The following is a 22,863-nucleotide window of genomic DNA, read 5'->3' as shown; positions in this document are numbered from 1 at the left end:
TCACGACAAACTGGTCGCGGCTGGCGCCGAGATCATCTTCCCGTTGCAGGTGGTACCGACCGGGGCGGCGTTCAACGCGGTGCATCCCGATGGCACGGTGGTCGAGTACGTGCATCACCGGCCCGACCCGCACGGCCGGTGAGGGTGCGCACGGCCGGGCTGCGCCCGGCACCCGCGGTAGTGCCGGCCGCTGGCCGGCAACCTCAGAAGCAAAGGCGGCTATCCGTGGGGTGGCGGGGTGGGTCCGGCTGCGGGGGGCGCTGCAAGTACGTCCATGTAAGCTCGGTCGCCGCTTGCTCGTGTGCGCTGTCCTGCGCACACGGCAAGACCTGGGTTGGGCGTCCTGCCCAACCCGCCCGAGGCATGCCTCGGGCCCATGGCGCTCACGCCCCCGCAACCGGACCCACCCCGCCTTCGACAGTTCCCTGCCATCTGTCGGAACGGCGTATTGCTCTGGTGGGTGTCGACCTTGGTCGACACGGTAGATCCACGCCATGCGTGGATCCTTTTCGATCAATTGTCGAAATATTCGATTCCGATGGATTTGATCCACGCAAAGCGTGGATAGACCATCCGTCACCGGAGATCTGTCGAAGGCGTGGCCGGGGGGGTGTTGTGGGGCCCGAGGGGCCCCCATCACGGGCCCCCGCCCCCCCCCGGCGGGGGTTTTGCGCCAGCTCCGTGCGCCCGCCGCGCCCCCCCCCCCCCCCCCCCCCCCCCCCCGCCCCACCCCGAGCTGGCTGGACCACACCGCGGAGGGGGCGGCGCCCGATGGCCGGTCTTTCACCCGAACCATGGCATGCTCGGCGCCAAGCCCACCCGGAACCTCCGCCATGCGCCTGTTCACCCGTGTCCTGCCCCTGATGCTGCTGGCCTCCCTGCTGTCCGGCTGCGGCTACAACGCCATCCAGCAGAAGGATGAGGCGGTCAAGGCCAGCTGGTCCGAAGTGCTCAACCAGTACAAGCGGCGCGCCGACCTGGTGCCCAACCTGGTGCAGACGGTGAAGGGCTTTGCCAGCCAGGAAGAGCGCGTGCTGACCGAAGTCACCAACGCCCGCTCGCGTGTCGGCCAGATCAACGTCAACGCCGATGACGAAGCCTCGCTCAAGCAGTTCCAGCAGGCCCAGGGCGAACTGGGTAGCGCGCTGTCGCGGCTGCTGGTGGTCACCGAGAACTACCCGGTGCTGAAGTCGGACCAGAACTTCCGCGACCTGCAGGCCCAGCTGGAAGGCACTGAAAACCGCATCACCGTCGCCCGTGGCCGCTACATCCAGCAGGTGCAGGACTACAACACCTACATCCGCTCGTTCCCGCAGGTGATCACCGCCAAGATCTTCGGCTACAAGACCAAGCCGAACTTCACCGTGGACAACGAAGCGCAGATCTCCAACGCGCCGGCGGTCGATTTCGGCAGCGCGCCGCAGCAGCAGCCGGCACCGCAGCCGGGCCACTGACCCATGCGCCTGGCCACTGCGCTGCTGGCCCTGCTGCTATGGCTGCCGCTGGCATCGCACGCCCAGCAGCTGGCGCCGGTTCCGGCGCTGGATTCGCCGGTGGTCGACACCACCGGCACGCTGGATGCCGCGCAGAAGCAGGCGCTGGTACAGCAGGCGCTTGACCTTCAGCAGCGCAAGGGCAGCCAGCTGCAGGTGCTGGTGGTACCCACCACCCAGCCGGAAGACATCGCCCAGTACACCACGCGGGTCTTCGACCAGTGGCAGATCGGCCGCAAGGGCGTGGATGACGGGGTGCTGCTGGTGGTGGCCAAGGACGACCGGCGCGTTCGCATCGAGCCGGGCTACGGCCTGGAAGGCGCGATTCCCGATGCCATCGCCAACCGGGTCATCCAGGAGTACCTGGTGCCACGCTTCCGCAGCGGCGACTACGCCGGGGGCATCACCGATGCCACCGCGGTGCTGGTCAAGCTGATCGATGGCGAAACGCTGCCCGCACCGGTCAGTGGCCATCGTGGGCGCGAGCCGGGTGGCGGCGGCGATACCTGGTTTCTGGCGCTGTTCATCGGTGTATTCGCCGGCAGCATCCTGCGCGGCGTGTTCGCGCGCGTGCCGCGCCCGCTGCGTGGCCTGCTCGGCGGCGCTGGCGCAGCCGTGGCGGCGTTCCTGTTCACCTCCACCCTGCTGGCCAGTGGCCTGGCCGGCGTGGTTGGCCTGATCGTGGCGATGCTGTCCGGCCACCCGGGGCGCTTTGCCGGCGGTGGTGGCTGGGGCGGCGGCAGCTGGGGCGGGGGAGGCGGCTTCGGCGGTGGTGGTGGATTCGGCGGCGGAGGCGGCTGGGGCGGCGGCGGTGGCCGTTCCGGTGGTGGTGGTGCTTCGGGAGGCTGGTGATGATCCAACGTCTGTTCCGCCATGTATGTTCGCCGTCGGTACGTCGCGCGTTCCCGCCAGCCACGCTGCAGGCGATCACCGAGGCCATCGCCGCCGGTGAGCAGCGCCACGGCGGTCAGGTGATGTTCGCTGTGGAGGCCGATCTGCCTCTGTCCGCGTTGTGGCACAAGGTCACCCCGAGGCAGGCCGCCGAGCATGCCTTCGCACGCCTGCGCACCTGGGACACCGCTCACAACAACGGGGTGCTGATCTACCTGCTGCTGGCCGACCATGCCATCGAGATCGTCGCCGACCGCGGCCTGCATGGCCGGGTCAGCCCGGCGCAGTGGCAGCGGGTCTGCACCCATCTGCGCGAGGGCCTGCGTGGTTCCAATCCGGTGGAAGCGCTGCAGGATGCCATCGACGAGGTCTCCAGCCTGATCGAAGGGCACTTTCCGGCCTCGACCCGGTCGAACGATGACGCGTTGCCGAACTCGCCCCAGCTCCTTGGTTGAGCCGGGGCGGCACTGGCCCGAGAATAGGCGTTCAACCGCAAGGCACCTTCCATGATCTATTTCCACGACATCGACCCCATCGCCCTCTCGCTGGGGCCGATCAAGGTGCATTGGTACGGCATCATGTACCTGCTGGGCTTCACCGCTGCCTGGCTGCTGGGACGCACGCGCATCGCCGCCGGTCGCCTGCCGGGCGTCGACGCCAACGGCTTCTCCGACCTGCTGTTCTACGCCATGCTCGGCGTGGTGCTGGGCGGGCGCATCGGCTACATGCTGTTCTACGCGCTGGGCGATTTCCTGCACAACCCGCTGCTGCTGTTCAAAGTATGGGATGGCGGCATGAGCTTCCACGGCGGCCTGCTGGGCGTGCTGGGCGCCTGCTGGTGGTGGTCGCGCAAGCACCGCCTGCACTTCTTCGACACCATGGATTTCATGGCGCCGCTGGTGCCGCTGGGCCTGGGTTTTGGTCGCATCGGCAACTTCATCGGCGCCGAGCTGTGGGGCAAGTACACCGACGGTACCTGGGGCGTGGTGTTCCCGTCGGGCCTGCCGGCGCCGCTGAACCAGCTCGACCACGCCACCTTGCAGGCGCAGTTCGCCACCGGCGCGCTGAACCAGTTCGCGCGCCATCCCTCGCAGCTGTATGAAGCGCTGCTGGAAGGCCTGGTGATGTTCGTGGTGCTGTGGACGGTCTCGGCCAGGCCGCGCCACCGCTACCTGGTCGGCGGCCTGTTCGCGCTGATGTACGGCCTGTTCCGCTTCGCCGTCGAATTCGTACGCATGCCCGACAACGGCGTCTACGTGGCTTTCGACTGGCTGACCCGCGGCCAGATCCTCAGCCTGCCGCTGATCGCCTTCGGCCTGGTGCTGCTGGTGATGTCGCGCCGCGCACCCGTGCTGCAGCCGCAACCGGTGATGGCTGCGGAGGGCAAGGCATGAAGGCCTACCTGGATCTGCTTGCGCATGTGCTGGAACATGGCGCGGAGAAGAGTGATCGTACCGGCACAGGCACCCGCAGCGTGTTCGGCTGGCAGATGCGTTTCGACCTCAACAAAGGCTTCCCGCTGGTCACCACCAAGAAGCTGCACCTGCGCTCGATCATCCACGAGCTGCTGTGGTTCCTGAAGGGCGATACCAACATCGGCTACCTGAAGGACAACCAGGTACGCATCTGGGACGAGTGGGCCGACGAGAACGGCGATCTCGGCCCGGTCTACGGCAAGCAGTGGCGCAGCTGGGCCACCGCCGATGGCCGCGAGATCGACCAGATGCAGTGGCTGGTGGACGAGATCAAGCGCAACCCCGATTCGCGCCGGCTGGTGGTCAGCGCCTGGAACGTGGGCGAGCTTTCGCAGATGGCGCTGATGCCGTGCCACAACCTGTTCCAGTTCTACGTGGTGGACGGCAAGCTCAGCTGCCAGCTCTACCAGCGCAGCGGCGACATCTTCCTCGGCGTGCCGTTCAACATCGCCAGCTATGCGCTGCTGACCCACATGGTGGCGCAGGCCACCGGCCTGGGAGTGGGCGACTTCGTGCACACGCTGGGTGACGCGCACCTGTACTCGAACCACTTCGAGCAGGCCCGCGAGCAGCTGGCGCGCGAACCGCGCGCGCTGCCCAAGCTGTGGTTGAACCCGGAGGTGACCGACCTGTTCGGCTTCCGGTTCGACGACATCCGCATCGACGGTTACGATCCGCACCCGGCCATCAAGGCGCCGGTAGCGGTGTGAGTGCCATGAAGCTGTCGATGATCGTGGCGCTGGACCGCAACCGTGGCATCGGCCAGGGCAATGCCATGCCCTGGCACCTGCCGGATGATTTCAAGCACTTCAAGGCGCTCACCCTGGGCAAGCCGATCCTGATGGGGCGCAAGACGGCCGAGTCGATCGGCCGCGTACTGCCGGGGCGCACCAACCTGGTGCTGACCCGCAGCGGCCAGGTGCCGTTCGCGGGCATGCGCGCGGTGGCGTCGTTGGACGAGGCCAAGGCGATTGCCGAAGGCGAGGGCGCCCGCGAGCTGTGCATCATCGGCGGCGGCGAGATCTTCCACCAGCTGCTCGACCAAGCCAGCGACCTGTACCTGACCTGGGTCGATGCCGAAGTGCCTGCCGATACCCATTTCCCCGAAGTCGACATGCAGGACTGGCGGGAAGTCAGCAGCGAGCCGCACCCGGCCGACGAACGCCACGTCTACGCGTTCTGCTTCGTGCATTACGTGCGCCGCTGATCGCGCAAATACCAACGAAAACACCGACGGGGATATCGACGGGGTAGAGTCGACTGTTAGTCGACTGCTCTCGGCGGTCACCCGAAAAACCCGCGCTGCGCGCGATAGTCGACTGACAGTCGACTCTGCCTAGGCTGTCGCTACGGCATCCGGTAATGCCCGATGATGGCGTGCTGGAACCGCGGGTCCTCTTCGCGCGTGCTGCGCCCAGCGGCGAAGACGCGCAACGGCTGCGATGGACCGTGGGCGGTGCTTCCACCGCCGGTGGTGGCCGGGCCCGGAGTGGGCAGCGGCACCCGTCCATGGTGCCGAGAACGATCAGGTCACGCCTGCGGCGGGGCCCCGTTGTTGCCAGGGCCTGCGGAGCCGCCCCCACCGCCGCCACGGCGACGACGACGGCGCGGGCCACGGTTGCCCGGGTTGGCGGCCGCGGCGTTGGCCCCGCCCGGATCCCTGCCCTGCGCCGATGCAGCCGGGCGCTCGCGTGCTGGTCGCGCTGGCGTGCGTGCGTTGGGCACGGGTGCGGGGACATCGCGGCCCGGCACCTGCACCACGCGCAGTTCATCGGTATCGAGCTGGATCGCGGTCAGCTTGCCGCCCCAGACTGCGCCGGTGTCGATGGCATGCACGCCCTGGGTGATGGTCAGGCCCAGCGCCGACCAGTGGCCGCAGACGATCTTCAGGTCGCGCTCGACCCGGCCTGGCACTTCGAACCAAGGGTACAGTCCCTGTTCCTGCGTGCCCGGCGTGCCCTTGTCCTCGATGCCGATGCGCCCGCGCGGGGTGCAGTAGCGCATGCGGGTGAGCACATTGATGATCGCCCGTGAACGGTCGTAGCCGGACAGGTTCGGCGCCCAGCTCGGCTTGTCGCCGTACATGTTGCGGAACAGCTTGCGGTAGCCGGCACCGTGCAGTTGCGCCTCGACCTCGGCGGCATGCTTTTCGGCCATCTGCGTGGTCCACTTCGGCGCCAGGCCGGCGTGCACCATCATCCAGCCCAGCTCGCGATCCACGTGCACCAGCTTCTGCAGGCGCAGCCAGTCCAGCAGTTCGTCGCGGTCCTCGGCCTGCACGATGCGCAGCAGGTCCGGATTGACCTTGCGCTGTTCCTCTTCGGTGCGTGCACCGACGGCCAGCAGCGAAAGGTCATGGTTGCCCAGCACCACCACGCTGTGCCCGCGCAGCGAATGCACCAGCCGCAGCGTTTCCAGCGACTGGCCACCGCGGTTGACCAGGTCGCCGCAGAACCACAGGGTGTCCTGCGCCGGGTCGAAGCGGATCTTCTCCAGCAGGCGCTGGGTGACGTCGTAGCAGCCCTGCAGGTCGCCGATCGCCCACACACTCATCGTTCGGCCTCCGTGTCAGTGCAGGGTACGCGGGATGGCCAGCACGAAAGGTGCGACCGGCGCGGCGAATTCGGTGCCGTCGTCGGCGACCATGTCGTAGTGGCCCTGCATGGTCCCGTGATCGGTCCCCAGCATGACACCGGACGTGTAATGGAAGTCTTCACCGGGACGCAGGCGCGGCTGCTCGCCGATCACCCCGTCGCCATCGACATGCTCGACGCGGCCATTGGCATCGGTGATGCGCCAGTGGCGTGCGACCAGGCGTGCGGCGACCCGCCCCTGGTTGTGGATGCGGATCGTGTAGGCGAACGCATAGCGCCCGTCTTCCGGCGCGGATTGGTCGTCGAGGAAGCGCGGTGCGACTTCGACGGAAATGGAGTAAACGTCAGCGTCTTCCATACCGGCAGTGTAATCAGGAGGCATTGGCCAAAGCGATGAATTCAGCCACATCCAGCTGTTCGGCGCGGGCATCGGGGCGCACGCCGGCGGCGACGAACTGCTCGGCCGTCACGACGTTGTTGAGCGCATTGCGCAGGGTCTTGCGGCGCTGCCCGAAGGCGGCCTTGACCACCTCGGCGAAACGGGCGTGGTCGTTGATGTTGATCGAGGCCGGGTCACGCGGCACCAGCCGTACCACGGCCGAATCGACCTTCGGCGGCGGCCGGAACGCGCCCGGCGGCACCACGAACAGCGAGGTCACCTGGCAATAAGCCTGCAGCATCACGCTGAGGCGGCCGTACACCTTGCTGCCGGGGCCGGCGGCCATGCGGTCGACCACTTCCTTCTGCAGCATGAAGTGCATGTCGCGGATCACCGCGGCATGTTCCAGTGCATGGAACAGGATCGGCGAGGAGATGTTGTAGGGCAGGTTGCCGACCAGGCGGATCGGCTGGCCGGCAGCCAGCTCGGTGAAGTCCACGCGCAGCACGTCGCGGTGGACGATGGTCAGCTCGCCCAGCGGCTCGGCGGCGGCGGTCAGTGGCGCGATCAGGTCGCGGTCGAACTCGATCACCGTCAGTTTCGGATGCACGCGCAGCAGCGGCAGGGTGATCGCGCCCTGGCCGGGACCGATCTCGACCAGGCGATCGCCTTCTTTCGGGTTGACCGCCATCACGATCTTGTCGATGTAGTGGCGATCGGCCAGGAAATGCTGGCCAAGCTGCTTCTTGGCCGGTGCGGTGAACACCGGGCCGGAGGGGGAATGCGGGGAATTCATGCGCTCAGTGTACGTTGCCGCGCAAGCTGCGCACACAGCGTCGTTGCCGCCTGCAGGCTGGAAGGATCGGCAATGCCGCGGCCGGCCAGGTCCAGCGCGGTGCCATGGTCTACCGCCACGCGCGGGTAGGGCAGGCCCAGGGTCAGGTTCACCGCCTGCTCGAAACCGGAGTACTTCAGCACCGGCAGCCCCTGGTCGTGGTACATCGCCAGCACGGTGTCGAAACCGGCCAGCTTGGCCGGCAGGAACGCGGTATCGGCCGGCAGCGGCCCGATCAGGTCCATGCCCTCCGCGCGCAGGCGCTGCAGCAGCGGGATGACCAGGTCCAGTTCCTCGCGGCCCAGATGGCCGTCTTCGCCGGCGTGCGGGTTCAGGCCGAGCACGGCGATGCGTGGCGCGGGCAGGCCGAACTCGCGGCACAGCGCGGCGTGCACGGTGCGAAGGGTGTGTTCCAGGCTGGGCGCGGTGATCGCATCGGCCACCTCGCGCAGCGGCAGGTGGGTGGTGGCCAGGGCCACGCGCACGATGGGGTTGGCCAGCATCATCACCACCTTCACCCCGGCCTGGTCGGCCAGCAGTTCGGTGGTGCCACTGTAGGCGATGCCGCCTTCGTTGATGACCGCCTTGTGCACCGGGCCGGTGACCACGCCGTGCAGTTCGCCGGACAGGCAGGCCTGGCCGGCAGCGAGCAGGGCGCCGATGACGGCCCCGGCATTGGCCGGGTCGGCCTGGCCGAAGTGGCTGGGCATGGCATTGGCCACCGCGCGCACACGCAGGTCGCCCGGGGCGCGGGCTTCGGCGTCCTCGGGCAGCAGCTGCAGGGGCAGGTTCAGCGCGACGGCGGCCGCGCGCAGGGTTTCCGGGTCGGCGAAGGCCAGCAGCCGGCAATCTTCACGCGGCTGCTGGACGAGGCGGACACACAGCTCCGGGCCGATCCCGGCGGGCTCGCCCGGTACCAGAGCGAGCTCGGGGCGCATCGGTCAGGACTGCGGCGGCGTGGCGGTATTTTCCGCGCGGTCCCCGCTGCGGAAGCTGACATAGGCTTCGCCACGCAGTTCCTGCAGGAAGCGGTTGTACTCGTCTTCCAGCTTGCGGCGGCCAATGGTCTCGCGGATCTGGGCGCGCTGGTTGTCGTTGGTCACGTCGGTCTGGCGGGTGGCCACGCGCTGCACGATGTGCCAACCAGCATCGGTGCGGAACGGCTGGCTGACGCCGCCGTCCTGGATGCCGGCCACCTGCTGGCCAAACGCCGGACCGAACGCGTCGACCGGGAACCAGCCCAGATCGCCGCCCTGGCCCTTGCTGTTGTTGTCCTCGGAGGATTCCTTGGCCACGGTTTCGAAATCCGCGCCGCCGGCGATGCGGGCGCGCAGGGTATCGATCTTGGCCTTGGCGGCAGCGTCGGTCTGGTGATCGTCCACGCGCACCAGGATGTGGCGGCCGTGGTATTCGGTGACCGTGTGCGCGCCACCGCTGGCGGCGCTGGCATCACGCACTTCCACCAGCTTCAGCAACTGGAAGCCGCTGGGGCCGCGGATCGGGCCGACCACTTCGCCGGGCTTCATCTTTTCCATCAGCTGGGCAAAGGCCTGCGGGATTTCATCCAGGCTGCGCCAGCCCAGATCGCCGCCTTCCAGCGCGTTCGGGCTGTCCGAATAACGCACGGCGGCAGCGTTGAAGTCCAGCTCACCCTTGTCCAGCAGGGCCTTCACGCCCTCGGCCTTCTTCTGGCCGGTGGCGATCTGGTCGGCGTTGGAGCCGTCGGGCAGGGCGATCAGGATGTGTGCCAGGTGGTACTGGTTGCCCACCGTGGCCTGCTGCTTCAGCGCGGCGTCCACTTCACCCTCGCTGACGCTGATGCGGCTCTGCGCGAAGCTCTGGCGCAGGCGCTGCACAGTGATTTCATCGCGCACCGAAGCACGGAAATCGTTGAAATCGATGCCGTCGTGGGCCAGGCGCTGGCGCAGTGCATCCAGGTCCGAGCCGTTCTGCTGGGCGATGGCATTCATCGCCTGGTTCAGCTCCTGGTCGCTGACGCGGATGCCGCTGCCCTGGGCGCGGGCGACCTGCAGCTTGACCAGCACCAGTCGCTCGAGCACCTGGCGGCTGAGCACGTCTTCCGGCGGCAGCTGGTTTTCACGGCCGGCGTACTGGGCCTTGATGTTGGCGATCGCACGCTGGAGCTCGCTCTGCAGGATCACGTCCTCGTCGACGACGGCGGCGATGCGGTCCAACGGCTGCGCCTCCTGCGCGAGCACCTGCAGAGGGGCGGACACGCTGGACACCGCCAGCAGGGAGGCGAGAAGAACGGGGAAGCGCTTGGTCATGGGATCTGATTCGGATCGTAGTCATCGCGGGTCACCCCGGTGTTGCTGGGCGGCACGAGATAGAGGTCGTCGCGGTTGTAGCCGAGGATAGCACGGCGCAGGGTGCGGTCCGTGTCCTGGCCGATGGAGCTCAGGCCCTTCAGGACGAACTCCACCTGGATGGAATTGTTCATCTCGCCCTCGCGATTGCGGACGTAGCGGCGGCCGACCACGCGCACGGCCAGGCAGCAGCTGTCCCACTGCACGCCGCCGATGATTTCCAGCGGCTCCTTGTCCTGCAGCGAGTAGTAATAGCGACCGACCAGGCTCCAGCGCGCATTCAGCGGGTACAGGAACGACAGGTCAGCCTGCTCCAGCAGGGTGCGGTCATGCTTGTTGGCCGTCGCCGGGGCGCCGGCGTTGATGCGGTAGCGGTAGCTCAGGTTGATCACGCCATCGTTGGGCATCAGGTAGCGGGCGCGGACGCTGGCCAGATCCTCGCGCTTGTACTTCGGGTCCCACTGGTAGGTGGCGCCCAGGGTCCAGCGGTCGTTGATCATGTAGTTGCCGTCGGCGATCCACGCCGACTTGCCCTTTTCCACCGGCGCGCCGCCCGGCGTGACGGTCACCCGCGACTCGTCGAAGTACTGGATCTGGCCGATCGAGGCCGAGAACCGCTCCTTGCCGGTGGTCTGGTCGATGAAACGGGTACTCAGTGCCAGGGTCAGCTGGTTGGCATCGTTCTGGCGGTCGGCGCCGGTGTAGCGCGAATCGCGGAACAGCTGGCCCCAGCTGAAGGTGAAGTCACGGGTGTCGAAGATCGGCAGTTCGTCCTGGTTGCGGTACGGCGTGCGCAGGTAGAACAGGCGCGGCTCCAGCGTCTGCAGGAAGGACTTGCCGCGGATGCTGGTCTCGCGGTCGAAGAACAGGCCGGCGTCGATGCTGCCGATCGGCAGGCTGCGGCTGGGCGAGGTGTTGCCGCGCAGCTGTTCCGGCGTGGCGGTGGTCACGTCCACGCCCTCCGAGGCCAGAACGGTGCTGCGTATCCTGTCGGCCAGGCCGCGGTCCAGCTGGTAGGCCGTGTAGCGGTACGCCAGGGTGGGCGTGATGTACCAGGCCGCGCCGCTGATGGGGAAGGAAACGTACGGCTTGACGTCAAGGCGGGAGCCGCCATAGGCGCGCACGGTCTGGCCGGTGCGGGTGTATTGCAGGTCCGGGCCCGCATCGGCACCGTACTTGAGGTTCACGTCGTCGTGGGTGAACCTCACCGCTTCGGCGTACAGGCCGGTTTCCAGCCATGGCCGCATCGGCTTGTTCCAGTTGAAATACACCCGCGGCTGGCGGTTGTAGGGCAGGGCATTCTCGTCAAGCGTGTAGTCGGTCAGCTGCCAGCGGTCGGCCATGATGCCGGCCGTCCAGTTCGTGCCCGTACCGTACAGGCCAATGGTGCTCTGCAGGTTGGAGGCGGTCACCCCCACCAGGCGGTTGGCGAAGTCCTCGACATAGCGCTCGTCGCTGACCCAGGCCAGGTTGGCGCGGGCCTGCCAGTGGCTGTTCACGTTGTGGTAGCCGTCGAACATCACCCGGCCGCGGTCGCGGTCGCGCAGCCTGTCGTTGGGCATGTAGCTGGTCAGCACCTCGCCACGGCCGCCGTTGTAGAGGTAGCGGAACTCGTTGTCGAGCAGCAGGCCGCGCCGGCTCATGTAGCGCGGGGTCAACGTGTCGTCGTAGTTCGGCGCCAGATTGAAGTAGATCGGCTGTGCGTAGTCGAATCCGTTGCGCCCGGACATGCCCAGCTGCGGGAACAGCAGGCCGGTCTTGCGGCGGTCATCGATCGGGAACTTGAAGTACGGCGCCCACAGCACCGGCACCTTGCCGATCCGCAGCACGGCGTTGCGGGCGGTGCCGAAGCCCTCGTCGTTGTCCACTTCGATCTGCGGCGCCGACAGCTTCCACACCGGCTGTGACGGGTCGCAGGTGGTGTAGGTGGAGCGGTGCATCTGGCCGACCGCGCCCTGCAGGTCGACCGACTCGGCATCGCCGTTGCCGCGGCGCGACACCAGCTGGTACTTGATGTCGGTGATCTTGTGGGTGTCGCTTTCCTGGTTGCCTTCGGCGCGCTTGGCGACCATCCGGATCGACCCGTCCTGGTAGCGGACATTGCCGTCGGCGATGTAGTTGCCGGTCTCGGTGTCGAAACTGAGCTTGTCGGTACCGACGAACTGGTCGCCCCGGCGCAGCGCCACGTTGCCCTCGTACTGCGGCACGGTGGTGGTACCCAGCAGCTGGTCGCCTTCGATGTCGGTCGGCTGGTTCTCGCGGGCGGCCGCAGCGGCAGCCTTGTCCTGGCCCGGGACCGGCGTGGGGGCGTCGGTGAACGCGGGAATGACGTCGGTGGCCGGGCACAGGCCCCAGTTGAGCGGCTTATCATCAGCCATTGCCGGAAGGCTGATGGCGATGCTCAGAGGCAGGGGAAGCAGGCGGAGGGCTCGGCGCACGCGGTTCGGATTCGGGCGAAAACGGACGGTAGCTTGCCCCATCCCTTGCATAGGGGCAATGAAGGACGCCGGAGCCTGCCGGTTCGGGTTCATCCGGCGGAGGTGCCGGCGGATGGCGTAAGCAGGGCCTGGACATGGGCCACGCTGCACTCGGCCAGGGCCTGCAGGTCATAGCCGCCCTCCAGCATCGACACCACCCGGCCAGCCGCGTGGCGGCGTGCCAGCGCGTGCAGCTCACCGGTGATCCAGGCGAAATCGTCGGTCTCCAGCATCAGATCCGCCTGTGGATCACGCAGGTGGGCATCGAAGCCGGCCGAGATCAGCAGCAGCTGCGGGCGGAAGTCGTCGATGGCCGGCAGCATCTCGTCGGCCCAGACGTTGCGGAAGCGGAAGCCGCCGCTTCCCGGCGGCAGCAGGATGTTCATCAGGTTGCCGGCACCGCGGTCGCGGCGCAGGCCGGAATTGGGGAACAGCCCGGCCTGGTGGGTGCTGTAGTACGAAACCCGGGCGTCATGCTGGAAGATGTCCTGGGTGCCATTGCCGTGGTGCACGTCGAAATCGACCACCGCGATCCGTTCCAGGCCATGGCGGTCGCGGGCATGGGCGGCGGCGATGGCGATGTTGTTCAGCAGGCAGAAGCCCATGGCGGTGCTGCTGGTGGCGTGGTGGCCCGGTGGGCGTACCGCGCAGAAGGCCAGCGGGTCCTCGCCCAGCATCACCGCATCGACTGCGGCGACGCCGGCACCGGCGGCGTGCACGGCGGCGCTGGCCGAGCCCGGCGAGGTCCAGGTGTCCATGTCCAGCTGGCGCAGCGGTGCGGTCTGCGGCTGCAGCACGAAGTCGAGCAGGGCGCTGTCGTGGACCCGGGTCAGTTCGCCGAACTTCGCCGGCGGCGCCTCGCGCCAGTCCAGCTGGCCGGGGAAGGCGGTGTGCAGCGCGTCCAGCACCTGCTGCAGCCGTTGCGGGCATTCGGGATGGCCGGGACCGGGGTCATGCAGCAGGCAGGACGGGTGGGAATAGACCAGCATCGTGCCGACTCAGCGCTGGCGCTGCTGTGGCTGCCACAGCGCTTCGCCATGGCCGTCGGCGCGGGCCAGCACCCGGGCCAGCACGAACAGCAGGTCCGACAGCCGGTTGAGGTATTGCAGCGCCTCGCTGCGGACGGCCTCGTGGCGGGCCAGGGTGACCGTCTCGCGCTCGGCGCGGCGGACGATGGTGCGGGCCAGATGGCAGCGCGCGGCAGCTTCGCCGCCGGCCGGCAGGATGAATTCCTTCAGCATCGGGAGGTTGGCGTTGTAATGGTCCAGCTGCTGCTCCAGGGCCGAGACGTCGGCGGCATGGATCGCGGCGTGGCCGGGAATGCACAGCTCGGCGCCCAGATCGAACAGCTGGTGCTGCAGATGCACCACCAGCGCGCGTACATCCTCGGGCAGGGGCGCGGCCAGCAGCAGGCCGAGCGCGGCGTTGGCCTCGTCGACGGTACCGAAGGACGCCACGCGGGCGTCATCCTTGGCCACGCGTTGGCCGTCGCCAAGGCCGGTACTGCCGTCGTCGCCGGTGCGGGTGTAAATGCGCGAGAGGCGATGACCCATGGCGCGCGGCTCAGTGGCGGATGTCGCGGCGGGCCTGCTGGAGCTTCAACACCTGCTCCACGGCCAACTGCAGGGCAGCGGCCAGCGCCACATAGATCGCCGTAGTGCGCAGGTAGGGCCCGAACCACTGCGCGTAGTTCTGTGCCCAGCCGGCCAGCGTCGGCTCGGCCACGTTACGGCTGGTCCAGTAGAAGCCGCCCTGCGCCAGCAGGTGGCAGATCGCCACCGACGCGACCAGCAGCAGCGCACCCTTGGCCAGCACCGGCCAGCGCGCGCCCTGGTAGTTACGGCCCAGCAGCATGCCGCCGGCCCACAGCGAGAAGTACGCCGGCAGCAGCAGCCAGTAACCCGGCGACACGCAGTAGTGCTGCCAGAAATCCAGGCCGCTGCTGCGGATCACGATCCAGTCCACCAGCACGGCGAACACCATCAGCAGCGGAAACGCCCAGCGTGTCCACGTGGCCAGATAGAAGCCACCGATGAAGAACACCGCCCAGGAGGCATCCGGAATGGCCGCGAAGTGGTTGACCCGGGTCGCCGCCAGCAACAGCACGAGGACGGACAGGACGAAGGCGCGGTTGGCGGTGGCGGACATGGCAGCGGGCCCGGAGCGGATTCAGGTTTCATTCTAGCCCGCCGCGCCGGTTGGCGCAGGCGCCGCTTGTTCGGCGTACAGTCGGGGCGAGCGCGTATCATGAACACATGAGTGAACGACATGACGTGCTGATCGTCGGTGGTGGCCTGGTGGGTGCCAGCCTGGCCATCGCCCTGGACCGGCTGGGCCGCGACGTGGGCCTGCTCGAGGCCAGCCCGGCCGGCGAGCTGCCTGCGGTGTTCGACCAGCGCAATCTCAGTTTCGCCGCTGCCACCGTCAATGCGCTGACCGCGCTGGGGGTGATGCAGAAGCTGGCGATGGCACCGGGCCCGATCCGGCGCATCCATGTCAGTCGTGCCGGCGATTTCGGCCGTGTGCAGCTCGAAGCGGCCGATTACGACCGGCCGTGGTTCGGCCAGGTGGTGGTCGCGCGCGATTTCGGCCAGGCGCTGGAAGCGCGGCTTCAGGAGCTGCCGCGCCTGCGCCGTTATCGGCCGATGCGGTTCCTGGGACTGGGCGAGGTGGTGGACGGCTACCGCCAGGTGCGGGTGGCTGACGAGGCGGGTGAACGCGTGCTGCTGGCACGTCTGGTGGTGGGCGTCGATGGCACCACCAGCGGCGTGCGTGGCGCGCTGGGCATCGAGGTCGACCGCCATGATTTCCAGCAGACCCTGTTCGTCGCCCGCGTGCGCAGCCAGCGTGCGCCGGATGGCACGGCCTGGGAGCGCTTCACCGATACCGGCCCGACCGCCCTGCTGCCGCGCGGTGACCGCCACTTCGGCACCGTGCATGGCGTGGCCCGCGATCAGGCCGATGCGGTGATGGCGCTGGACGATGCGGCCTGGCTGCAGCGCCTGCAGGACGCGATCGGCTGGCGTGCCGGCCGCCTGCTCGAATCCGGTCCACGCAGCGCTTATCCGCTCATCCAGGTGCTGGCGCGCGCATTGGCCGGTGAACGCACGGTGCTGCTGGGCAATGCCGCGCAGACCATCCATCCGCTGGGTGCGCAGGGCTTCAACCTGGGCCTGCGCGATGCGCTGACCCTGGCCGAACTGCTGGAGAATGCGCATGAGGATGCCGGCAGTGATGCATTGCTGCAGGCCTATGTTGCACGCCGCGAGGAAGACCGCCGGCAGACGGTGGCGTTCTCCGGCGGCCTGGCACGGCTGACCAGCAACCCGGCGCCACTGATGCGGCCGCTGCGCAGCCTCGGTCTGGTGGCCGCACAACGCGCCTCGGTGCAGTCGATGCTGGTCGGTGGTGCGATGGGCTTCCGTGGCGAAGTACCGCGGCTGTGCCGTGGAGAAACCGCATGAGCCGCCGCGCGCGCCTGGATGTGGCCATCGTCGGCGGTGGCGTGGTCGGTGCCGCGTGCGCGCTGGCGCTGGCCGATGCCGGCCTGTCGGTGGCGTTGGTGGAAGGTCGTGAGCCCGCGCCGTGGCAGGTTGCGCAACCGGACCTGCGCGTGTTCGCCTTTGCCGCCGACAACGTGCAGCTGTTGAACCGCCTCGGCGTGTGGCCGGCGATCGCCCAGGCCCGTGCCTGGCCCTACCGGCGTATGCAGGTGTGGGATGCGGCCGGTGGCGAAGATCTGCTGTTCGATGCCGATCGCTTCGGCCGTCGCGAACTGGGCTACATCGTCGAGAACGGCCTGCTGCAGGACCGCCTGTGGGCGGCGCTGCCGGCGGCGGGCGTGCAGCTGCACTGCCCGGCACGGGTGGAAGCACTGGAGCAGGACGAGGATGGCGTGCGCCTGCGCCTGGATGACGGTCGCCGCCTGGAAGCGGCGTTGGCGGTGGCCGCCGACGGTGCCGAATCGACCCTGCGCCAGCTGGCCGGGATCGAGGTTGAAAAGCATGACTACCACCAGCGTGGCGTGGTGGCCTACGTGGACAGCGATCTTTCCAACCAGGCCACGGCCTGGCAGCGTTTCCTGCCGGGCGGGCCGCTGGCGCTGCTGCCGGTGGCCGAGCGCCGCAGCTCCATCGTCTGGACCCTGCCCGAGGATGAAGCGGCTCGCGTGCTGGCGTTGGACGAGGACAGCTTCAACCGCGAACTGACCCGCGCCTTCGCGGCGCGCCTGGGCGAACTACGTCTGGCCTCGCCGCGTGCGGCGTTCCCGCTGCGCCGCCAGCTGGCCCGTCACTATGTGGCCGGCCGCGTGCTGGCGCTGGGCGATGCCGCACATGTGGTGCATCCGCTGGCCGGGCAGGGCGTGAACCTGGGGTTGCGCGATGTCGCTGCCCTGCAGCAGTGGCTGGCGCCGTCGGCCGAGCGCCGCGGCCAGCCGCGGCTGTCGCCGCAGCGCCTGCAGCGCTGGGCACGCGAACGGCGCAGCGACAACCACATCGCCGCCTACAGCTTCGATGCGATCAACCGCCTGTTCTCCAACGACGAAATGCACCTGACCCTGGCCCGGGGCCGTGCGCTGGGCTGCGTCGGCCGATGGCCGCCGCTGGTGCAGGCATTCTGGAAGCGCGCCGCCGGGGTCTGAAGCAAAAAGGGGACGGAGGGGATTAAGTCGTTTGTGCACATACGACTTAATCCCCTCCGTCCCCTTTTTCAATCCACCAGCCAGCCGGCCAGGTCGGTGCGGTCCAGCTTGCCGCGGTGCCTGCGGTCCAGCGAATTGAATTCGTCGGCCAGCGCCGGGTTGGCCTGTGCTTCCTCGCGGCTGATGAAACCATCGCCGTTCACATCCAGCGCGGCGAAGTGGATGCGGTACTGGCCGACCACGCTGCTCGGTTCCAGCGAACGCACGGTCACCTGTGCCTCGCCGGCCGGTCGTGCAATCTCGACGCTGCCGCTGACCCGGCCAGCATCCAGCGGTTGCTGGCGGATCGCGCCGCCGGTGGGGCCCAGCGGCTGGCTCTGCGCAGGGGGGTGCGGCAGCTGCTGGGCAATGGCAGGTGCGGCGGCCAGCAGGGTGATCAACATGGTGAGCGAGTGGTATCGCATGGTTCCCTTCCTCGGTAGCGCCGGGCCCATGCCCGGCGGGCATGTTCCTCAGCGCAGCGGCGAGGCCAATACCGTGATCTCCTCACGGTCGTGATAGAGCTGCTTGGCGCGTACCACCAGCGGCTTGCCGGCCTGGTCCTGGAACAGGTCCAGGCACAGGCGGGTTTCGTCCCAGCGCTTCTTCATCGGCAGCTTCAGATTGAAGATGGCGTGCCTGCACCAGCCTTCGCGGAACCAGGTGGCCATGCGTTCGGCCACGCGGCGCGGCTGCTCGACCATGTCGCAGACCATCCAGTCCAGCGGCTGTTCGGGGTGCCAGTGGAAACCATCGGCGCGCAGGTGCTCGACCAGACCGGTGTCCAGCACGTGCTGGCGCAGCGGGCCGTTGTCGATGCTCAGCACGTGCATGTGCTGGCGGGTCAGTACCCAGGTCCAGCCGCCGGGGGCGGCGCCCAGGTCGGCCGCACGCATGCCGGGCTTGGCCAGTGCTTCGCGTTCTTCCGGCGTCAGCAGGGTCAGCAGTGCTTCGTCCAGCTTCAGTGCCGAACGCGAAGGCGCCTCGGGCAGCAGCTTCAGGCGCGGGATGCCCAGTGCCCACGGCGCGCTGTCGGCCGGGTCGGCCACGCAGACGAAGGCATGGGTGCCGTCGACGAACACCACGTGCAGGCGCGGCAGGCGGTTGTTTGGCTTATCAGTGAGCTTGCCGGCCTTGCGCAGCGCCGGGCGCAGTGCATTGCCGAAGGCTCGCGCCAGCCCGGACAGTGGCTTGCCAGCGTCCGAATCGGGGTGCTCCACCCACAGGTCGCCGAAGCGCGGCGCATCGGCCAGCACCTCCAGCATCGGGGTGATGCGATCGCTCGGGTCCAGCTGCGGCAGCTCGGCCAGCACGACCAGCTTCTGCCGCGCGAAGATCAGTTCTCGCCAGCGCAGGCGTGGCGCCAGTGCTGCAGCGTCGTCGCACATGAAAAGCACATAGCCGTCATTGCGCTGGGTGCGCGCATAGCCAGCGAAACCGGCTTCACCGGCGCGGAACTGCAGCTCGCCGGCCAGCTCGGGTTCAAAGCCCTGCCGGCACAGGCACAGCAGGCCGATGCCGGTCTCAGTAACGGGCGCCATCGCTTTCCCCATAGGTTCGCAGCACGCTGCGCGCGGCGTCGCGGTCCAAGCCCTGCACCACTTCGATGCCACGCTTGTTGAGCTCGCCGACCCAGTCGGCCGGCAGCGGGCCTTCATCGAACGGGGTCAGTTCCTCGACGTCGGCCGCACTGGCACCGATCAGCAGGCGGTCGATGCCGGCCCACACGGTAGCGCCATAGCACTGGCAGCATGGCTGCGAACTGGTGGCCAGGGTGACCGGCGACAGCACCGCGTTCAGGCGCGGGGTCTGCAGGCGCTGCTGGGCCAGCATGTAGGCCATGTTCTCGGCGTGCGCCAGCGAAGTCGCGTGCGGCATCACCCGGTTCACGCCAGCGGCGATGACCTTGTCGTCCGGGCCGAACACCACCGCACCGAACGGGCCGCCACTGGCGTGCTCGACGTTCAGCCGCGACAGCTCGATCGCCAGCGCGACCTTGGCCTCGTCGCCCGGATATCGACGATCCAGGTCGATCTGGCCGTGGATCCAGGCGGGAAGGGTCAGGTGGACTTGCGCGTACAGCATCGCGGGGGTGCCTCGTGTGGGATGGAAAAAAGTGCGGTTGCTTGGGGAACCGGCGCGCAGTGTAGCCGCACCGGCCTGTATCGGGTGTGGGCGTGGGTCAGCCTGGCGAGCCGGTGCGGACCACCACGTACTGCTTGCGGAATTCCAGCCCTGCCTGCGGCCAGCTGGCCGCGTAGGCGCGCAGCAGGGGCAGGGCGGCGGCGAAGTCGTGGCCGTTGACCCGGCAATCGGCCTCGCACAGGCCATCGGCATCGCGCGAGGCGAACAGGCGGATGGCCAGGAAAGAACGCGTCTTCAGCAGCGCATCGAATGCATCGATGCTGCGCGTGAACAGGCAGCAGGGGCAGGAGCCATGATCGTCTTCGCTGCGGGGGGCGGTGTCCATCTCATGCTCGCGGTAATGCGCCAGTGGACCGAGCACCACGGTGCGTTCGAGTTCCTGGCCGTCAGCGCCGGCCGGATAGGTCAGGCCCATCATCGGCAGGCCCTGCGCGTCTTGGGCGCCGATCGCGGTCTGCAGGGTCACCAGGTCCACCCGGGCCCAGGCCTGGAAGCCGGACAACAGCGATGCCTGCTCATCGGCACCATTTGCGTGCTGGTACTCGAACAGGCCATCGGCGAACAACTGCGGATGCTGGCTTTCAATGACGGTGGAGGTCTGCCAACCACCGTTGTCGCGCGCGTGTGCGGCCATTGCATGCGGGGTCAGGCGCAGGCCGCTGTCCAGCAGCAGCGCGTTGCCGTCGACGCGGCTGGCGGTGCCGGCGTCCTGAAGGACCTGCTGCAGCAGCGGGAGGAGGGCAGCGGAGGTCGTGGTCATGTCAGGCCTGTCGGTGGATGGGGTGGAACATCCAGGCAGGGCCTGGAAAATCTAATGGTCGAGCGCGTCGAGCTCGGCGCGATATCGCTGCGCGTCGGGCTGCTGCTGCGGGTCGTTGCCGTGGTCGCGCAGCCAGCTTTCCAGTTCGCGGCGATAGTCCGCGCGGAACTCGGCATTGCCCGGGCTGAAGTGCAGCTTGCGCGCCGCTACCTCCACGCGCTCGCGCGCACTGGCACGGGCCTGGGCGATGCCATGCGGGGATTCGTTGGTGAGGATGACGAAGTTGCGTGGGAAGCCCGGCGTGTACTTGACCACGAACGGCTGGTCGCGCGCCGGGATGCGGATGGCGTTTTCCAGCGGCCACAGCGAAGCGGTGTTGGTGTAGAACACCACGTCCACGTCGCGGCCCTCGGCGGTATGCAGCACCCCTTCGTAGCGCCAGATGTACTGTTCGTTGAGCGTGGAACTGGTTCGCTCGGCCTTGACGATCACCGCTTCACCACGCTCGCCCACCACGTTGAGGAAGGTGGCGTTGAGGAAGTGGCCGAGGAACATGTTGAGCATCGCCAGCGGGAACACCACGATGGCGTAGCCCGGAAAGCGCCGCCACCACGAGACCAGTCCGGCCAGCACCATCGCTGCAAAGAACGTCAGCAGCGGATGCTGCGAGATGAACCAGAACAGGACGGAGAGGGCGGTGATCATTGTCGATGGCGTGCGGGCGCCATGCTGGCGCCCGCGCAGGTCCTCAGGCCGACCAGGTATCGCGCAGGGTCACGCTGCGGTTGAACACCGGCTTGGCTTCGGTGTGGTCGCGGCGGTCGGCGACGAAGTAGCCGGTACGTTCGAACTGGAACGACTGCTCCGGTGCGGCGCTGGCCGCGGCCGGCTCGACATAGCCGGTGACGGTGCGGCGCGATTCCGGATTGAGGTAATCGCGGTAGGTCTTGCCTTCCGAGTCATCATCCGGGTTCGGCACCGAGAACAGGCGGTCGTACAGGCGGATCTCGGCCGGCACGCCATGCACGGCGCTGACCCAGTGGATGGTGCCCTTGACCTTGCGGTTGGCGCCTTCCATGCCCGGACGCGATTCCGGATCCAGCCAGCCGCGCAGCTCGGTGATGGTGCCATCGGCATCCTTGATCACTTCGTCGCAGCGGATGATGCCGGCGCCGCGCAGGCGCACTTCGCCACCCGGCACCAGGCGCTTCCAGCCCTTCGGCGGCACTTCGGCGAAGTCCTCGCGGTCGATCCACACCTCGCGTGCGAACGGCACTTCGCGGCTGCCGAAGCTCTCGTCCTTGGGATGGTTGCTGAAGGTCAGCAGCTCTTCGTGGCCTTCCGGCAGGTTGGTCAGCACCAGCTTGACCGGATCGACCACCGCCATGCGGCGTGGGGCGGCGCTGTCGAGGTCCTCGCGCAGTGCGCCTTCCAGCACGCTGAAGTCGATCAGCGAATTCTGCTTGCTGATGCCTACGCGCTCGGCAAACAGGCGCATCGCAGACGGGGTATAACCACGGCGGCGCAGGCCCTGCAAGGTCGGCATGCGCGGGTCGTCCCAGCCGTCCACCAGCTGTTCGGTGACCAGCGCCATCAGCTTGCGCTTGCTCATCACCGTGTAGTTGATGTTCAGGCGCGAGAACTCGATCTGGCGCGGCTTGGCAGCTTCGCGCGGCAGGCCGGCATCGACCAGCGGCTGGGTCAGCGCATCGTCATGGGCGAAATCGACGTTGTCCACGCACCAGTCGTACAGCGGGCGGTGGTCTTCGAACTCCAGCGTGCACAGCGAGTGGGTGATGCCCTCGATCGAATCACCCAGCGCGTGGGCGAAGTCGTACATCGGGTAGATCGGCCACGCGCTGCCGGTGTTCTGGTGCTCGACGTGCTTGATGCGGTACAGCGCCGGATCGCGCAGGTTGATGTTGCCGCTGGCCATGTCGATCTTCGCGCGCAGGGTGCGTGCGCCATCCGGGAATTCACCGACGCGCATGCGGCGGAACAGGTCGAGGTTCTCCTCGACGCTGCGGTCGCGCCACGGCGACGGGCGGCCCGGCTCGGTGAGAGTGCCGCGGTAGGCGCGCACTTCCTCGGCCGACAGGTCGCAGACATAGGCCTTGCCCTGTTCGATCAGCTTCTCGGCGGCCAGGTAATAGGCCTGGAAGTAGTCCGAAGCATGGCGCAGCTCGTTCCACTCGAAGCCCAGCCAGCGCACGTCGTCCTGGATCGCGGCCACGTACTCCGGATCTTCCTTGGCCGGGTTGGTGTCGTCGAAGCGCAGGTTGCAGACGCCGCTGAATTCGCCGGCGATGCCGAAGTTCAGGCAGATCGACTTGGCATGGCCGATGTGCAGGTAGCCGTTCGGTTCCGGCGGGAAGCGGGTCTTGATCGCCTGGTGCTTTCCGCTGGCCAGGTCCTCGCGCACGATCTGGCGGATGAAATCGCGCTTTTCGTGGCTGTCGGCGGGGGTCTCGGGGCTGGCGGGTGTGTGCTCGGACATGAGTCGGCGAAAAGAAAGGCAGAAAGACCAACAGTCTAGCGCGTACCGGGCAGAACTGCCGGGGTTGCCGGGCCCCCCGCCGCCCCCCCCCCCCGGCGACGGGGGGTTGGGGGGGGGGGGGGGGGTGGCGGGGGGGGCCGCCCCGCCCCGCCCACACCCGTTCCCCGGGTGGTGGGGGCGGCCGGGGGCCGGGCAACCCCGGCAGTTCTGCCCGGTACGCGCTAGACTGTTGGTCTTTCTGCCTTTCTTTTCGCCGACTCATGTCCGAGCACACACCCGCCAGCCCCGAGACCCCCGCCGACAGCCACG

Annotated in this window: 23 protein-coding genes and 1 pseudogene; 9 read left to right on the top strand and 15 right to left on the bottom strand. The window is 68.1% G+C overall.

Annotated features, from left to right (window positions below):
• The 7 genes and pseudogenes from R5H29_RS07070 to R5H29_RS07040 form a co-directional block, all read left to right on the top strand.
• Positions 1 to 142: pseudogene (locus R5H29_RS07070) on the top strand (VOC family protein); the annotation flags it as partial.
• A gap of 691 nt (positions 143 to 833) precedes the next feature.
• Positions 834 to 1,454 (top strand): LemA family protein, encoded by a 621-nt coding sequence (locus tag R5H29_RS07065; protein WP_012510094.1) that lies wholly within the window; start codon positions 834 to 836, stop codon positions 1,452 to 1,454.
• Positions 1,455 to 1,457: 3 nt separating this feature from the next.
• Positions 1,458 to 2,345, top strand: coding sequence for a YgcG family protein (locus R5H29_RS07060; RefSeq protein ID WP_021203181.1), 888 nt, complete (start codon positions 1,458 to 1,460; stop codon positions 2,343 to 2,345).
• Positions 2,345 to 2,839, top strand: coding sequence for a TPM domain-containing protein (locus tag R5H29_RS07055; RefSeq protein ID WP_019661113.1), 495 nt, complete (start codon positions 2,345 to 2,347; stop codon positions 2,837 to 2,839). Before R5H29_RS07060 ends, R5H29_RS07055 begins: the two co-directional genes overlap by 1 nt.
• Positions 2,840 to 2,890: 51 nt before the next feature.
• Positions 2,891 to 3,778 carry a prolipoprotein diacylglyceryl transferase gene (gene lgt / locus R5H29_RS07050; RefSeq protein ID WP_134732206.1) on the top strand — a complete coding sequence of 296 codons (888 nt, stop codon included), beginning with the start codon at positions 2,891 to 2,893 and terminating at the stop codon, positions 3,776 to 3,778.
• Positions 3,775 to 4,569, top strand: a complete 795-nt coding sequence (locus R5H29_RS07045) for a thymidylate synthase (protein ID WP_021203184.1) — start codon at positions 3,775 to 3,777, stop codon at positions 4,567 to 4,569. Before lgt ends, R5H29_RS07045 begins: the two co-directional genes overlap by 4 nt.
• Positions 4,570 to 4,574: 5 nt before the next feature.
• Complete coding sequence (locus R5H29_RS07040; protein WP_332328966.1) at positions 4,575 to 5,066, top strand: dihydrofolate reductase; 492 nt, start codon at positions 4,575 to 4,577, stop codon at positions 5,064 to 5,066.
• Between the two features lie 323 nt (positions 5,067 to 5,389).
• On the opposite strand, the gene R5H29_RS07035 is transcribed toward R5H29_RS07040, so the two are convergent.
• The 9 genes from R5H29_RS07035 to R5H29_RS06995 form a co-directional block, all read right to left on the bottom strand.
• Positions 5,390 to 6,412 carry a symmetrical bis(5'-nucleosyl)-tetraphosphatase gene (locus tag R5H29_RS07035; protein ID WP_134732202.1) on the bottom strand — a complete coding sequence of 341 codons (1,023 nt, stop codon included), beginning with the start codon at positions 6,410 to 6,412 and terminating at the stop codon, positions 5,390 to 5,392.
• Between the two features lie 15 nt (positions 6,413 to 6,427).
• Positions 6,428 to 6,811, bottom strand: coding sequence for a Co2+/Mg2+ efflux protein ApaG (gene apaG / locus R5H29_RS07030; RefSeq protein ID WP_332328967.1), 384 nt, complete (start codon positions 6,809 to 6,811; stop codon positions 6,428 to 6,430).
• Between the two features lie 13 nt (positions 6,812 to 6,824).
• Positions 6,825 to 7,628 (bottom strand): 16S rRNA (adenine(1518)-N(6)/adenine(1519)-N(6))-dimethyltransferase RsmA, encoded by an 804-nt coding sequence (rsmA, locus tag R5H29_RS07025; RefSeq protein ID WP_021203187.1) that lies wholly within the window; start codon positions 7,626 to 7,628, stop codon positions 6,825 to 6,827.
• Complete coding sequence (gene pdxA / locus R5H29_RS07020) at positions 7,625 to 8,605, bottom strand: 4-hydroxythreonine-4-phosphate dehydrogenase PdxA (protein ID WP_332328965.1); 981 nt, start codon at positions 8,603 to 8,605, stop codon at positions 7,625 to 7,627. The genes rsmA and pdxA overlap by 4 nt, the downstream gene beginning before the upstream one ends.
• 3 nt (positions 8,606 to 8,608) lie before the next feature.
• Positions 8,609 to 9,955, bottom strand: coding sequence for a peptidylprolyl isomerase (locus R5H29_RS07015; RefSeq protein ID WP_019338102.1), 1,347 nt, complete (start codon positions 9,953 to 9,955; stop codon positions 8,609 to 8,611).
• Positions 9,952 to 12,432 carry an LPS-assembly protein LptD gene (lptD, locus tag R5H29_RS07010; RefSeq protein ID WP_080112535.1) on the bottom strand — a complete coding sequence of 827 codons (2,481 nt, stop codon included), beginning with the start codon at positions 12,430 to 12,432 and terminating at the stop codon, positions 9,952 to 9,954. The genes R5H29_RS07015 and lptD overlap by 4 nt, the downstream gene beginning before the upstream one ends.
• Before the next feature lie 89 nt (positions 12,433 to 12,521).
• The gene (locus tag R5H29_RS07005) at positions 12,522 to 13,460 is read right to left on the bottom strand and encodes a histone deacetylase family protein (protein WP_019661122.1); all 939 of its coding nucleotides are present in this window, start codon (positions 13,458 to 13,460) and stop codon (positions 12,522 to 12,524) included.
• Between the two features lie 9 nt (positions 13,461 to 13,469).
• Positions 13,470 to 14,024 (bottom strand): cob(I)yrinic acid a,c-diamide adenosyltransferase, encoded by a 555-nt coding sequence (locus tag R5H29_RS07000; protein WP_019661123.1) that lies wholly within the window; start codon positions 14,022 to 14,024, stop codon positions 13,470 to 13,472.
• A gap of 10 nt (positions 14,025 to 14,034) precedes the next feature.
• Complete coding sequence (locus R5H29_RS06995; RefSeq protein ID WP_019661124.1) at positions 14,035 to 14,619, bottom strand: hypothetical protein; 585 nt, start codon at positions 14,617 to 14,619, stop codon at positions 14,035 to 14,037.
• A 107-nt stretch (positions 14,620 to 14,726) separates the two neighbouring features.
• Here R5H29_RS06995 and ubiH point away from each other — a divergent pair, with 107 nt between their 5' ends.
• Entirely contained in the window at positions 14,727 to 15,935 is a 1,209-nt protein-coding gene (ubiH, locus tag R5H29_RS06990; RefSeq protein WP_332328964.1) for a 2-octaprenyl-6-methoxyphenyl hydroxylase, read from the top strand.
• The gene (locus R5H29_RS06985; RefSeq protein WP_155028980.1) at positions 15,932 to 17,113 is read left to right on the top strand and encodes a UbiH/UbiF family hydroxylase; all 1,182 of its coding nucleotides are present in this window, start codon (positions 15,932 to 15,934) and stop codon (positions 17,111 to 17,113) included. Before ubiH ends, R5H29_RS06985 begins: the two co-directional genes overlap by 4 nt.
• 68 nt (positions 17,114 to 17,181) lie before the next feature.
• Here R5H29_RS06985 and R5H29_RS06980 read toward each other — a convergent pair whose 3' ends face one another.
• From R5H29_RS06980 to R5H29_RS06955, 6 genes are all read right to left on the bottom strand, one after another.
• Complete coding sequence (locus R5H29_RS06980) at positions 17,182 to 17,577, bottom strand: EF-hand domain-containing protein (RefSeq protein WP_332328963.1); 396 nt, start codon at positions 17,575 to 17,577, stop codon at positions 17,182 to 17,184.
• A 48-nt stretch (positions 17,578 to 17,625) separates the two neighbouring features.
• Positions 17,626 to 18,693, bottom strand: a complete 1,068-nt coding sequence (gene rlmM, locus R5H29_RS06975) for a 23S rRNA (cytidine(2498)-2'-O)-methyltransferase RlmM (protein ID WP_019661128.1) — start codon at positions 18,691 to 18,693, stop codon at positions 17,626 to 17,628.
• Positions 18,677 to 19,237, bottom strand: coding sequence for a nucleoside deaminase (locus R5H29_RS06970; RefSeq protein ID WP_180877914.1), 561 nt, complete (start codon positions 19,235 to 19,237; stop codon positions 18,677 to 18,679). Before R5H29_RS06970 ends, rlmM begins: the two co-directional genes overlap by 17 nt.
• Positions 19,238 to 19,334: 97 nt before the next feature.
• Positions 19,335 to 20,057, bottom strand: a complete 723-nt coding sequence (locus tag R5H29_RS06965; RefSeq protein WP_332328962.1) for a DUF6348 family protein — start codon at positions 20,055 to 20,057, stop codon at positions 19,335 to 19,337.
• A 51-nt stretch (positions 20,058 to 20,108) separates the two neighbouring features.
• Positions 20,109 to 20,762 carry a membrane protein gene (locus R5H29_RS06960; protein WP_019661131.1) on the bottom strand — a complete coding sequence of 218 codons (654 nt, stop codon included), beginning with the start codon at positions 20,760 to 20,762 and terminating at the stop codon, positions 20,109 to 20,111.
• Between the two features lie 43 nt (positions 20,763 to 20,805).
• Positions 20,806 to 22,554: a glutamine--tRNA ligase/YqeY domain fusion protein gene (locus R5H29_RS06955; RefSeq protein WP_332328961.1), complete on the bottom strand. Its 1,749-nt coding sequence runs from the start codon at positions 22,552 to 22,554 to the stop codon at positions 20,806 to 20,808.
• Between the last annotated feature and the right edge of the window lie 309 nt (positions 22,555 to 22,863).

The organism is Stenotrophomonas sp. A3_2 (assembly GCF_036624925.1).
GTDB lineage: Bacteria > Pseudomonadota > Gammaproteobacteria > Xanthomonadales > Xanthomonadaceae > Stenotrophomonas > Stenotrophomonas hibiscicola.
This window is presented reverse-complemented; position numbering and strand designations above follow the sequence as displayed.